The 14,952-nt window shown below is 47.0% G+C and carries 7 protein-coding genes and 1 riboswitch; all 7 genes read right to left on the bottom strand.

The genetic code is table 11. The features are described from left to right. Positions 1-2: 2 nt before the first annotated feature. The gene (locus MHB49_RS14550; RefSeq protein WP_405156600.1) at positions 3-7,517 is read right to left on the bottom strand and encodes a fibronectin type III domain-containing protein; all 7,515 of its coding nucleotides are present in this window, start codon (positions 7,515-7,517) and stop codon (positions 3-5) included. 172 nt (positions 7,518-7,689) lie between these two features. Continuing rightward, positions 7,690-8,346, bottom strand: coding sequence for a prolyl oligopeptidase family serine peptidase (locus MHB49_RS14545; RefSeq protein WP_405156599.1), 657 nt, complete (start codon positions 8,344-8,346; stop codon positions 7,690-7,692). 9 nt (positions 8,347-8,355) lie between these two features. Beyond that, entirely contained in the window at positions 8,356-9,378 is a 1,023-nt protein-coding gene (locus MHB49_RS14540; protein WP_405156598.1) for an SDR family oxidoreductase, read from the bottom strand. A 97-nt stretch (positions 9,379-9,475) separates the two neighbouring features. Then, on the bottom strand, positions 9,476-9,901 hold the full coding sequence (locus tag MHB49_RS14535) for a cupredoxin domain-containing protein (protein WP_405156597.1): 426 nt from the start codon (positions 9,899-9,901) through the stop codon (positions 9,476-9,478). Positions 9,902-10,107: 206 nt separating this feature from the next. Beyond that, positions 10,108-11,061 carry a DMT family transporter gene (locus MHB49_RS14530; protein WP_247902539.1) on the bottom strand — a complete coding sequence of 318 codons (954 nt, stop codon included), beginning with the start codon at positions 11,059-11,061 and terminating at the stop codon, positions 10,108-10,110. A 104-nt stretch (positions 11,062-11,165) separates the two neighbouring features. Next, a riboswitch (purine riboswitch) is annotated at positions 11,166-11,276 on the bottom strand. Positions 11,277-11,396: 120 nt separating this feature from the next. Then, a complete protein-coding gene (locus MHB49_RS14525; protein ID WP_405156596.1) occupies positions 11,397-13,610 on the bottom strand; it encodes a DEAD/DEAH box helicase in 2,214 nt (737 codons plus the stop codon). After that, the gene (locus MHB49_RS14520; RefSeq protein ID WP_247902537.1) at positions 13,607-14,950 is read right to left on the bottom strand and encodes an ATP-binding protein; all 1,344 of its coding nucleotides are present in this window, start codon (positions 14,948-14,950) and stop codon (positions 13,607-13,609) included. The genes MHB49_RS14525 and MHB49_RS14520 overlap by 4 nt, the downstream gene beginning before the upstream one ends. Positions 14,951-14,952 lie beyond the last annotated feature (2 nt).

Raw genomic sequence — 14,952 nt, 5'->3', positions numbered from 1 at the left:
GTTCACTCCGCTTTTGATGTCATAGTTATAGCATCAATATTTGTTCCATTGTCGCCTGCAGTTTTACCTTCTTCTATAATGCGGACCAGTTTATTCAGTCGAAAAATTAAGGCTGCCGCTTCGGATCTGCTCAGATGCTGCATGGGACGGAAACTGCCGTCTTCATACCCAGTAAGCATGTACATTCCTGCAAGCTCTTCGACCTCTTCTTTGGCCCAATCAGACACATCCATCTGATCCGTAAACGCACGACGTGAAGTTGCGGGTTCCGGCTTAATTTTGCGAATAACATTCGCAATAATCTTCGATGCCTGTTCCCGGGTTACAAGCGCATGTGGAGCAAATTTGCCATTCCCCATGCCATGTACCATACCACGGCTTACGGCTGCTTCGATCTCAGGAGCAAACCAATCCTGAGCGTTCACATCCCGAAAAGCATGCTGATAATTCGCAGACGTGTCCACACCCATTAATCTTACAATAAGTGCTGTGAATTCAGCTCTTGTAATGGGACGGCGGGGTTCGAAACGTGTTTCACTCACACCTTGAATGATGTTTTGTTCTGCCAGCCATATAATCTGATCTTTATTGAATGTTTGACCAATATCTATGAACTTGACCTCTTTCTTGACTTTAGCTTCTACTTTGTCACTTTGCTCAGGCTGAGATACTCCGGACTGAACATCTTCCGGTTTGAAGGAAGGTGCAGGTGAGCCAGCTCCACTTCCGCCTGGAAGTGAATACGGCATAGTCACAGCCGAGGCCTGTCGGCTTTCGCTTTTTTCCCCCGTAGAATTTTCAGTCCACAATATTACATCATAACGCTGTCCACCCGATAATCCTGTCCAGATGTAGCTTCGATCTTTTCCACGATAAATCTCCCGCCCACTGTGGGAAAGCACGACCGTTTCATTCAATGATTCCAGCTTCCAGTTCAATGCAATACTGCTTGTGCTCTGGGCGACTGCAGAAAAGGTGAATTCTTCTGATGGCATAGTCTCGAACTCGGGTACTTTAACTGTCTCTCCGTCTCCCGCCTCATTGAAAGGCACAATAGAAAAGTCGGAATAGCGCTGGGCACTTTTCAATTCACTCAAATGCATGGACGTTTCCATTGTTGTCGCAATCAGCTTGTCTTCTCGATAGATGCGATATCCCGCTGCCCCAGGAATCATCTCCCACACAATGTCTGCACCATGCTGAGAGCGTTCTTCCACTTGAGGTGGTGAAGGAATCTTGCCAGGCAGTGTTACTGCTGTTAGATTGAAACCGACCTCACTCTTACCGGAAGCATTAACGGTTTTGATGGTATAGACATAATTTACACCAGACTCAAGCCCCTGGTCCTCATAGTAAGGCTCGTCAACAGACACTCGGCCGATCTCCGCACCGTCACGTTCAATGATGAATTGCTCGGCCCCCTTGACATGGCTCTTGTTGAACTGAAGTTGTATGCTCTCCTGTGTCGAACGATATTCCACTTCCTTGGGAGCTTCCGGTTTGGTCAACAGCGTATATTCTAGCTTATGAGATGTATCTCCCCATTCGTTCGTAGTATACAGTTCGATGGAATAGTTCGTTCCCCCCTGCAGTTCATTTACGATATACTCTTTTTGTTTGCCTCTGTACAGCTCGAGACCATCCATTAGAACCACAAACGTTTCGTTGAAATAAGGGAAAGCCCACTCCAGTCTGGCATGATCCGTCTCCGGATATAGATTCATCTCAACAGAATCGACATGAGGCAGCGTGAAAAATGGAGCAACGATTATTGGACTTCCATTACCCGCCGTATTATAAGGAACGATCTGTACTTGATCATATTGAGCCGCACTGGTAAGTCCATTAAGGGTAACCTCAGTCAATTCACTCTCTGTAATGGTTGTGAATTCGTCATTCGCTATCATTACAATGTAACCCTCTGCTCCTTGAACCTTTTCCCACTTAATGACTGCCTCCGTCTCTTCAATCACATCTGGATGCAGCGTTTCCGTTATTGTTGCAGGCAGCGTACGCAATTGAACATCAAATCCCGTATCGCTATCACCGGAAGCATTCGACGTTTTAACTGTATAGGTGTATCTTTCTCCTGGCGTCAGGTCCTTATCTTCATAAGAAATACGGTCAGCAGGAATACGATCAATTTCAATACCATCTCGCAAAATGATCAATTGTTCTGCGCCTCGTGTGGCGCTGCCACTCAGATCCAGCGTTGCTGATTGATCGGTTACGGCAGCAATACTTGCTGTTTGTGGGGATATGGGTTTGGTCAATAAAAGAACCTGAACAGGAGAAGAACGGTGACCATCCTCATTTATGACAGTAAGTTCAAACGCATACGTTGTGCCGTCCAATAAACTGGAGAGATGGATTGATGGTTCGGACACAGTCTGTACTTCCCCCGTTGTCTGATTGCGTATTTCATATGCAGCGGCTCCCTTTACTGCTTCCCACGCCAGATCAGACTCGTGCGTTCCCTTGATCACTGTAATCCCATCAGATGATAGTGGCAGGGTTTGAGTTGTTATTCCATAGGTAAGGGAAGCACCCGAACCACTTGCATTAACCGCCCGGATTCTATACGTATATTTCGTGCCTGGTGTCAAATTCTCATCTACGAATCGGGTTTCGCTCGCATCCATGCGTACAATCTCTCGCCCATTGCGTTCTATGATGTATTCGTCTGCGCCTTTTACCCCTGTTTTGGTGAAATCCAGACTAAGACTGTTTTCCGACACTTCCAATGCCTTAATCTCCACTGGTTTCTCGGGCAATGTCAGTATGGATATACCCGTCGCTTCGGATGAGGTCCCTTGTCTGTTCACTGCAAGAAGTGTGTAATGATGCATTGTTCCATCCTCAAGTCCTGAAATAAGAGTTGTCAGCTCTGTTCCACGGTAAATCTCTTTGTTCCCCTGTTGAATTACATACTCCGAGGCACCTGCTACCGCAGCCCATGACAAGTTCGCTTTATGTACCCCTGGTTCAACTACGATTTCTGAAGGCGATGCTGGTTTGGATAATCGAATCAAGCTGGCGGACTGACCGACTCCAGACGTGTTCACGCCCTGTACTTCCACTAAATACTCCATACCTGGTGACAATTCTTCAGCCGTATAGGCAAGTCCAGAAGTTCGACCCACTTCGGTCCCATTGATACTCACAATATAGGATTCGGCTGTATTTACAGATTCCCATTCCACTCCAATACTCGTTTCATTCGTACGTGTTACTGTGAGTCCTTCAGGTCTGGTTGGCAAAGTAAGCAGTTCACCGCTTGTGGGTGCACCGTAACCGGCTGCATTTCCAGCTTCCACCTGATACGTATAGTGGCGACTGCCAGATAACTGATGGACTTCAAGCTGTGTATCTGACATCTCATAAACTTGACCCTCAAGAACGACCCGGTACTTCGACGCCCCGGGTACTGCATCCCATCTGAGTGTTGCTCCTGTTTCAGTCGGCTGAACAAAGTGAAGACCTGAAGGACTCTCGGGAAGCGTCATTCCAGATACTCGATTAGATTGACCTTGTCCACTTCCATTGCCTGCCTGAACGTCCACTTGAACCAACGTTCCCGCGGTCAATCCCGTTAGCAGATATTCATGGGTTCCAGCAGGCAGCGTCTCCCGCTTCTCCCCATCCACAAAGATTTCGTATCGCTCCGCTCCTCTTACAGAATCCCAGCTTAGACGCAGGCTCGTTGTTGTAGCATGGTCTATGCTCAAGCTCTCAATAGCCCCCGGCAATGTCATCAGCTTCTGCAAGCTTGTTACCGGACCTTCTCCTGTCTCGTTTGCTGCCAGCAATTCATAGCTATACTCTGTTCCACTATCCAGACCTGCGTCCAAATACTCCGCTTCCAATCCTTCGTAGACTCCTGCTCCACTGCGCGAAAGGCTGTAATACGTGGCTGAAGTTACCGTCTCCCATGCGAGAGAGATCTCATGCTCCCGAATCTGCACTGCCGCAAATTCACCGGGAGCTGCAGGCAATGTCAGGAATCCGGCCCTGCTGCTTTCTCCGGCACCACTCTCATTCAAAGCAGTGACTGAAATTGTATGAATGCTCCCCGGGATCAGATTGGTAATGTACGGAATATTGGAAGAATCGGAGATCGTCTCGTCAAAAACAATATTCCCATCTGAACTTGAAGCTGTAATACGATACGCAGTAGCGCCTTGAACCGAATCGAAATGCACTTCTGCCAGCTCAGGCCGGGAATCCACTTTTCGAACTTGTAATGAACCTGGTGCCGCAGGGATTGTCAGTGCACGGACAGTTACTGCATCACTGATGCCAGTATGGTTTCGAACTCTTACTTCATAATCATAGACTTGACCGCCACTTAGAGAGTGATCAATGAGCGTATGTTTAGGATAATCCAATGTCCACGACTGGCCTGTCATCTGGTTTATAATTTCATACTGATATCCGTCGGTATACCATTCTCCTGTCGGCAAATCCCACGTAAGTTCTGCTGAAGTCTCATTGATCTGTGTGATGCTTGCATTTCCCGGTTGCTGCGGCTTGCGCTGGATCTGATAAGGTGCGGATACTGTCTCATATGTATTTCCTGCCATGTCCATCGCTTTGGCATGGATATACCAAATGCCTTCGGATTCGATTAAAATCTCTGTCTCATTCGAACGGGCTTCATTCCAGTTGTCTGGCGATGCGGTACTGTTGGTTACTTTATACAATCGCGAATTCTCATTAATGCCCGAATCGGAATCTGCATATTGAACCGTAGCAGATATATTTGTGTCGCTCCAGCCGCTTCCGTTCGGTGTAAATTTAATTGTTGGAGCAACCTGATCGATATAAGCCGTTCGATTGATCTCCTTGCTAACGTTTCCAACAGCGTCTCTCGCTCTTGCTCGAATTACGTTTGGACCGTTTGTATTCACTGTGCCGGAGTTTCCTGCAATATACGGAGCGCCATTCAAACTATATTCATACGAAACAGCATGTTCATCAACGCTGCCAGCAATCGTAAATTGTACAGCTTCCTTGCTCCAGCCGGACTGACTTAAGGTAATAATCGGCTCAGTTGGAGCGGTCTTATCCAGTCGAATGAGTGCTTTCGCTACCACGCTTACATTTCCTATATGGTCAAGCGAGCGAGCATATACTGTGGTTTGTCCTTCTTCGGTCACCTTCACTTTTCCGGTGTAATCGATCCAGGGGCCTTGTTCGTTTAGGCGATATTGGCTCTTGGCAAGTCCACTGCCTGTGTCCTCACCACTGATTATTTCAAAGGACACATCCTGATTCGTCCATTCATCGTCACTGAGTGTAATCTTCGGTTCGTCAGGCCCTGTCTTGTCAATTCGAGCAATGGCTGAAGTTGACGCACTTACGTTAGAGGCCCGATCCACACTTCGCGCCTGAATCTCGGTTAATCCTTCCGTATTGATGGTAAATGGCTCTCGATAATCGACCCAAGTCCCTTCACCTCCAAGCCTATATTGCGTAAGACCCACTCCGCTTGCTTCATCCGTACCTGCCGTTAACGTCACCGTTACTGCTGAATGGGTCCACTCCGGAGGATTTAAGGAGATGACGGGAGGAGTGGGAGCTGTACGGTCCACTCGCGCAGTAACAGAAGCCTCCTGTCCAGTATTGCCAAACGCATCTATACTTCGTGCAATAATGAGTGTGTTTCCTTCAGAAACAACTGTAATGGGAGCCGTATATTCCTTCCATTCTCCCCCAATCCCCTGCTTGTACTGTGTCTTCTGTACACCGCTTAAGGCATCCGTGCCTGCTGTAATTGTAACAAGTACATCTTCCTTAGTCCAAGAAGAAGGATTGACTGCTATCGAGGGAGCGGTGGGGCCGGTTGTGTCCTTTGTGATCTGACCTGCAAAGATAAATCCAGTCTGTACGCCTTCTCCATTCAGTGCTGCGACATATACGTCATACAATCCGTCTGCAAGTCCAGTTAACGCAAGTTCAGTCCGAGTTGATGTAGTTGTACCCGATGCAAGCACTTGTCCAACTGAGTTACGTATTTCCGTTTTGTAATTCGTTCCCGCAGGATTGCCATTGCTGTTCCAGCTAGCTGTAACCAAGTTACCTGACTGGCTCACAGCTGCATCGCCTGGTGTATTTGCCAGTGTAAATTTGCTAGATGGACTTGAATATCCCGTATAGGAACCGACCAAATTTTTGGCGCGCACAGCAAAAGAATACGGGGTATTCGGTGTAAGCCCGGTCACCTGTCGACTATTTGACGTACTTGTATCAAAGGTCTGATTCGTCGTTACATTTTTCAGTTCATACGTCACAGAAGCATCATTCGCCTTCTTGTCCCAGTTCACCGTCAGATTATTAGTGTTAACCGCTGTAAATGTCGGTGTTCCCGGAACAACAAAACTTTTCACCGTGAAATTGACCGTACCTGCCGAAGATACCCCACCCTTGTCATCCATAACCCATACCTGCAACGTATGTGCGCCATCTGCAAGCGAGTCAGGCAATGTGTAATTCGTGTTAAACGACTGATTGGAACCTGTAGCCGTCATCTGTGTCAAAATGTTTTCAGAGCCACCGTCGATCGACCATTTGACGGTCAGAAGATCTCCAACATCCGTATCCCTAGTTGTACCGGAAATTTGAAGCTGTTCTCCTTTATAATAGGTCTGACCCGAAGAGGGGGCTGATAGTGCAAATGAAGGCGGTGCATTTTTGGGACCAATCCCTACAATCGTTGAAAATTTGCGTGAAGCCTGGTTGTCGGTTGCTTTGCCGTTCCACCAAAACTGCGCAGCGGTATCCGTGGCGGTAACGGTCTGCCCGGGCGTAAATGAAGATGGAGAAGAACCACCTGTCAGCTGTGCACTGTCCGGGCTATTGTACTGCCCCATAAAAATGCGATCCGCGTCCACAACATTGTACGTATTGGCATAAAAAGCCGTTACCTGAACGCCACCACTGTAGTTACGCCAGCCGTTCTCAATTACTTCAAACGGAGAAGCATCGTTGCCATTCACCATCGTATCCCAATAGAACGTGCCTCCCAGATTCAGCGTCGAGCCGCTCCGGTTAACTGCCTCCAACTCCACCTTCATATAACCGCCCTGAGATGTAGCGTTAACGATGGACACCCGCAAAATATACTCTACATTGTCTTTCTGTCTGGACATTTCGATTACGTTGTTATTGATTCGATAATAGTTAAGGGGCAATGACTTAAAGTTAACAGGCGTTCCGTTATGATCAATAATGGTGGATACATTCCCTGTATCGCCACCGTAGAATACGTTTGTATTTGGAAGCAACACAATTCTATATTTGCCATCACTATTCATCTCCACTTTTACTTTGGAGGATTGAACAGCCTTCATGCTGGAAGTATCGGATACAATACTGATGGTTTCTACAGCTTCAGCCATAATTACCGTTGAACCCCATTCAACCAACAAGGCTTGGGGTGACAGCAAGGCAAATGCCAATACCACTTTCGTTAATTGCTCAGCTTGCTTTTTCACAGATTTTCGCGATTTCTTCAACGTCTGCTCTCCTTTTCTGCACACCAAAAAAAGGAGGCACCCCAACAAAGGAACAAAGTCCTCTGTTGGGGTGCCTCCCCTAACAAGTGTCATTTTTTCTTGATTATAACGATTCAAATAACGAAAGTAAATACTTAAGAATGCTGAGTATTGTCAATTCACGAAAAAATGATTATAACGTATGACTCAGAAACCACTTGTACAACTCCGGGTTGTCATACGTTTCGGTCCAAGCATCATGGTCGCCTTCAGGGTATATCGTCAGCTTCACATCTGCGTTCAGCGCTTCAAGCGCATGAACAATCTTCTCGGATTCAGAGACGTAAACGATGTCATCCTTGGCGCCATGAAAAGCCCAGACGGGTATATTACGCAATTTTTCCGCTTTGGAAGGGTCCGCTCCCCCACATACAGGAGCTAATGCTGCAAATGTATTCGGGTAAAAAAGAGGCAAATCCCAAGCGCCGTATCCGCCCATACTCAAACCTGTAAGATATACCCGTTGCGGGTCAGCTGCTTCATTTTCCAATACATGTTCCAGAAGAGCCATAACAGCTTCACGATGCATGCCCCAGAATTCATCTACCGGGCACTGCGGTGAAATGACGATAAATGGGAAACTCTTGTCCTGATCGGCAATAAGCGGAACCCCATTTGCTTTTAGCATTTTCACATCATCGCCTCGTTCCCCAGCACCATGGAGAAACAAAATGACCGGCCACTTCTGGTCCACAGCAGGTGGTTCCTCCATCTCGGGAATGTGCAGCAAATAGTCCAATGTGACGGTTTTGGTAATCTCTTTTATCAGACGATGCTCTGTTTGGGACATATACTCACCTCACTTCTCATCTCTAATTTTAAGCAATGCTTCATCCAACGCTCCGACCACCTTGTCACACCAGGCATCAAACTCGGGATCTTCGGTCTGCAATTCAGGATGTGCAAGAATATATTCTATAGTGCTCCGGATTCCTTGATCGGCCCTAATCGTTGCCACAAACTCCGGAACAAGCCTTTTTAATTTACTGTTATCAAACACAACTGTATTCGCCTTATCTCCCAGCAAACCGCCTCGAAGATCCTGATCACTGCACGCCGCCAAAAACTCGGAAGATACATGAACGGCATGAAGTTTAACGCCAAGTACTCCTGCAATAATCTCATAGATCTGATTCCAGGTTACTGACTCGTCCGAGGTAATATGTACTGATTCACCAATAGCATGAATATTGCCCATAAGGCCTATAAATCCTTTGGCAAAATCACGGTTATGCGTTATGGTCCAGAGAGATGTGCCATCTCCATGAATGAGTACGGGTTTATTTTCACGTATACGCTTGAGGACCTGCCAGCTTCCCGCTGCTCCATGTACACCGAGAGGTACAGAACGTTCATTATACGTATGGCTTGGACGCACAATAGTCACCGGAAATCCTTCTTCACGATACTGTTTCATCAAGTAGTCTTCACATGCAATTTTGTTGCGCGAATATTCCCAATAGGGATTGGATAATGGCGTTCCTTCCGTAATCCGATAATCAGCAAGTGGCGTCTGGTAGGCAGATGCCGAACTGATAAATATAAACTGTTTTGTTTTGTCTTTGAATAAACGGTAATCTCTTTCCAGCTGTGAAGGTACAAATGCGATAAAGTCTGCGACAACATCGAACTCCAGGTCGGCAATCAGCTCCGCAACCCGTGCTTCATCGTTAATATCGGCTTGCAGCACTTTGATTTGCGCAGGCAAATTGTCATTTTGATTTCCCCGGTTGATCAAATAAAGTTCACAGTCTTGCTTGGCAAGCTGTTCTGTAATTGCTGTACTGATGGTACCTGTTCCTCCAATAAAAAGCGCTTTCATATTTGGCCACCTCCAGATGAAATTGATCACTAGTCCATGATATCATGCACACAAAAGAGGAGCAAAGATTCAAATGAAGAATCTTTGCTCCTGTCCATTATATGACCTTAATTGTTCCGTAAATCATGTACATACCGCAGTGAATTTCATATTCACCAGGTTGGACATCCTTGTCTACAGTATAGTAGTTGTTTCCTTTTTGCATGTAAAGATCCATGCCCAGCTTGTCAGCCGCTACTGATTTAACATGCGTAACCTTACGAGTAAGGATAAAGTTAATTTTGGTTGGAACCCCGGCTTTAACTTTAATAACATCAGGCTCAAAACCATCGTTGCTTACATTAACATCAATAACTTCATATCCCTTCAAGTCCTCCGGCGTCTCGGCTTTGGCCGTTACAGCACTTCCTGAGCCTGGGGACATATCCTTGCCCATAAAATACACCATAAAAGATCCAAGCAGCACAACTACAACAAGACCCAGCGTTAGCCAAGGCCACATTTTTTTGATCCAGCTTTTCATCTCAACGCTCCTCTGTCTATGTTCCCATTCTATTGCAACTCTTCTTCAGCATACCCCATCCGGTTAAAAATGAAAATGACTCATATGGGCCATATTGAATGGACTTCACTTAGCCAAATGTATTCATAAAAAAAGAGCCTGCGTTATTCAGGCTCCTTCTCTTTCAGTTATAGCTATGATCCTTATAACTCTATCTTATTCCCCACTCAGGAATATAGAGGTGTATTTCGACTTCGTCTCATCCGCAATTTATAAATCTCTGGCAGCGCTACACCAATCAGAACCACGATAACCCCGATCCATTGCAGTGGGCTCACATGCTCGTGGAGCACGATGGCTGAGAGCAGCACCGCAATTGGGAGCTCAACCGCACCAAGTATTCCAGCCATGTCGCCACCAATATGAGGAACACCTATTGCAAACAGTACTGGCGGGATAAATGCTCCGAAAAAGCCAAGCAACAATCCGAAAACAAGCAGCTGGCTCCAGATCAAGCCGTTAAACAGAAACGTCGGCGGGAACAGGATGCACAGCAGGACGAGACCTCCCGTGACCATCCAGGCACTTCGAAAAGCCGGATGTGCTGTTGGAACCGCTTTACCACTAAACAGTACAAACAAGGAGTAACTTACAGCCGCCATCAAGCCAAGCGCTATGCCCAAGCCGTTAAACTCTCCGAGTCCCTGTTCCAGGAAACCTGCTGCCAGCAATGTTCCGCCAAAGAGGATAATCAAAGTCAGGAATGTTACCTTGTCAGGACGCTGACGTTTGCTCACGGCTTGAATCAATACGCTGATCCACGTAAATTGGAACAAAAGAATAATGGCTAGTGACGCGGGAATATACCGCAAAGACTGATAATAAACAAGACCAGTAATGACCGTCGGTGTGCCTGCAGCCATTAACAGCAAGCGCTGCTTCCACGTTAATTTCTGAAAAGCTTTTGCCACAGCTGCTGATGGTTTCCCATCTGCCTGTGATTTCCGTTTCATTCTAAACTTCGAGTATAATGCCAGCATCCAGGATAGGATGAAGCCCGTAATCAGCTGTGTACCCACAACCTCTCCGAGTTTGTACCCTTCGCCGTAAGCCAGAACCACAATTGTGGATAATATGCCATAGCTCATCGCTCCTGCGAGAACGGACAGATAATATTTCATGTAGATAAACCTCCTGATGATCGAAAATGCGTCCGCATGTTTGATCCATGCCAAGGTCACAGACTTCAAACAAATGCAAAAAATCCTAACTACGAGCAAGGGATACAATGATTCCCTGGCATCGTAGTTAGGAAGTATAGGCTTCCTGTAGAGACCCTCGCCCTGTGTACACTTTCGGCCTGCGAGGTTATACGAGATGAAATATGCATTTGTTGTTTGCCATTCGTATGTGACGACTTTTCATATATTACATGGCAGGTGAGGGGGTGTCAACCCTGATTCATCATTTAAATTTTTCTAATTCAATTTCAAAGTAAATAAAAAGCGTAAATACGTTATTCAAGAGATGAAGAATCCCATGTTAACGTTTGCTGCAATCCTTCCCTGAGACCAATTAAATCCAATCCATCTACTGCAAACGCCTCACGGATCAAAGGAGGAGCCACGAATTCATCATACTTACCAAGATACGGGGCCTCATCTTCCGAGAGTAACGCAGATGCGTCTTCTGCTGCTCGGCACTCACTCATAATTTCGGACAAAAGTGTACGACCATCCACTTTGCCTGACACAACAAAATAATAAGGCTCCATAGGTACAACAGAACGCAAGGCAAGTTTGTCGGTCAAGGTGTGCTTCATCAAACGTTCCAATGTACGGAAAGACTTGCTTCCCACCCAAGGCAATACATACAAGGAATCTCCTCCAGCCGGAATAACCACCTGTTTCAGTAATCCACTTTCACGTGCAAGTCGTCGGGCGCGTTCCAATCGGTTTACCGCTTGCGGAGACAGATAGGGATATATCACCGTGTCTGACAGCACTTCACGCATTTTTTGGACGACCGTCGTATGAATGTCCCCACCGGCACCAAGCCATAACGTATCCACCTTTCCTTTGGCTGCCTTCACATACACGGATTTATGCTTGTGATCTACCTCTTCCACTTTCCATAGTTTCCCTGCAAGAGAGAAGCAATAACCTGGTGGTGGCACCGTTGTAATGGAGCCAATCTCCTCGGAACCGTTCAGCACTTTGTGCTCTTCATCATCTTTGAACACCGCGTAAAAGCGGTAATTATTAACGGTTTTCTCACCCGTAAGCCCGATAATCAATGTCCGGTCTTCTGTCCATTGCAGATGATCGGTCTCAATCAGATAATTTAGAAAAACCTGATATTGCTCTGCACGAATCTGAGCGAATGGTGCGAGCGAAAGTATGGCTTCGGCCAATTCTTTTGGTTCAGCCTCCCCCATGCTTTTCAGCATGCTCATCGTCTGGTGATAGAGTACACCCATTGGCATCTTCCGGGCCTCAAGTGGTTCAACCCACTTGGTCTTTACATACAATTCAATAACAGCAATAGCCCGCAGGAGTGTCCATGGCATTCGAGCAGGCAATTGAGCTTCCTCATCCTCTTCTTCCGGACATACAAAAAGCATCTCGGAAGCCATATCCTCGCGCCTGCCTGACCGTCCAAGACGTTGAACAAAACTCGATGCACTATAAGGCGCTCCAAGCTGCACAACCCGCTCCAGTTCACCCAGGTCGATACCCAATTCCAGTGTTACGGTAGCCGCAGCTACTGCTGGCCCTGAACCAGTTCGCAAGGCAGCCTCGGTCTCTTCTCTTAGCATCGCGGAGATGCTTCCATGATGAACATGGAATACATCCCTCTCCTGTCTCCTTGCGGCGACACGCCGCATCTCAAGTATAGTGACTTCGGCATCCGTTCGGCTGTTGGTGAAAATTAAAGCTTTTTTACGATGTGTGCTTTCATAGATGAAGTCATAATAGACTTTACGTGCATTATGCAAATGTTCCGCCTGTTCTTCATCCCGCGCATCTGGAAATGAAAAATGTTCCACCCGTAAACGCAGCTTGCGACCACCAGGGGAAGAAACCACATCCACTCCCTGCCCTGTTCCAGCAGCAAGCCAGGCTGTAGCTGCCTCATAATCACTAAGTGTCGCAGATAGCCCTACTCTCCGCGGTTTACACCCAGCCATGCGCTCAATTCGGGCCAGTTCACTCAATACCTGAATCCCTCGATCCGCCCCCATGAAAGCATGAACCTCATCAATAATGACATACCGCAGATCATGAAAGAGTGCTGGTATGGCATTGGGACGATTCATCAGCAAACCTTCCAGCGATTCAGGCGTAATTTGAAGCACACCTGAGGGACTTCGCATAAGGCGAGTTTTCTCTGCCTGAGACACATCACCATGCCAATGCCATACCGGAATATTCCCCTCAGACAATAAGTCCTTAAGTCGTTCGAATTGGTCATTAATCAATGCCTTAAGTGGCCCGATGTACAAGATGCCCACGGATTTGGAGGGCCGTTCATGCAGCTCGGTCAGCGCAGGAAAAAAAGCCGCCTCCGTCTTGCCAGAGGCTGTGCCTGCCGCAATCAGCATATGATGCGGAGTATGAAAGCAAATATTACAAGCTTCAATCTGGGCAGGCCGAAGTGATTCCCATCTTTTTTTATAAATAAATTCCTGTACAAAAGGAGCCAGTCGATAGAAAGGATTCTCACTCATAATTCAAACTCCGCCAGAAAATCATCCAGATCATCAGCAGATGATGAAGAATCCGTTCCTTTTCCTGCTTCCGTTGGTTTCGCTGCCCGCTCACCAAGCAATTGAGCATAGGTCACTTCGGGATTCTGATGGAGTGTGTGCAGCACATCCATGAAGTCCCGTACCACTTCACGTGTGGTCAGTAATTCATCCGCACCAAGTCGATTGACCGCTATTTGCATAAAATCAACTAAATTCTCATCCGTCAGACTTGCACTGTATCCAAAATGCAGGGCATGAATCTGACGCAACTTCTGCAGCAGAATCAAAATTTCTTCATGAGACAACATCGATAGTTTCAGGATTGGTCCGGTATAATTCGCATATTCTCTTGCTGCATAGCGGCCATCAATGAGTCTGGAACGAAGTGCTTCGTAACTGAAAAGCCCCCGCCGTTCATCCTCCACAAATTGTGGTGTACCGCCCACAAAAATACCAAAATGTTCTGCTTTGCCCTGCATCGTATCATTGAACATGGTAAGCAGCTTCTCGTAGTTGCTTTGTCGGGATATGCTGTTTGTAATTTTGTACAGATTCACCGCTTCATCAATGAATAATAGCAATCCTTTATAACCGATCCGTGCCATAAATTCGGACCATAATTTGAAGTAGTCATACCAGTTATCATCATCAATGATGACGCCGACAGCCAGCTCTTTCTTGGCTTCCGTCTTGGTGGCGAATTCCCCTCTCAACCAGCGAAGCGCCGCCTGTTTGCGGTCATCATCCTCCAATTTATAGCCGTTCCAATACGAAGCCAGCACCTTGGCAAAATCGAATCCATGCACCAAATTCTGCATTTCGTTTGTCACCACATAAATCTGCTTCTCGACTTCAGCAGGAAGAGCAGGATCATCCGGGCGCAACCCCTGACTTTGCATCGCTTGCTGCTGAAGACCAGCGATCCATTTCTGCAAAATCGGTTCCAGTGCCCCGCCATCCGGTCGTGTACGTGTAGACAGACGAGTCATCAGCTCACGGTATGTTGCGAGCCCCTGACCTTTGGTTCCCACCAGTCTGCGCTCAGGTGACAAGTCGGCGTCCGCCACAACAAATTCCCGATCCATCGCATAGTTCCGAATCATCTGCAACAGAAAACTTTTCCCGCTCCCGTACCTTCCTGTAATCAGTTTAAAGGCTGCCCCGCCTTCTGCAATATTGTCCATATCCCGCAAGATCGCGTCCACTTCAGACTTCCGACCAACAGCAATCTGCTCCAGTCCGATTCGTGGCACAACGCCCGCGGTCAAGGAATTCACTAGTGCGGTAGTCAGCCGCTTTGGTATTTTAAGTTCTGCCACTG

Origin of the sequence: Paenibacillus sp. FSL K6-0108 (genome assembly GCF_045040695.1) — a bacterium.
Lineage (GTDB): Bacteria > Bacillota > Bacilli > Paenibacillales > Paenibacillaceae > Paenibacillus > Paenibacillus pabuli_B.
Note: the sequence above shows the minus strand (reverse complement) of the source record. Positions and strands in the feature narration are given on the sequence as shown.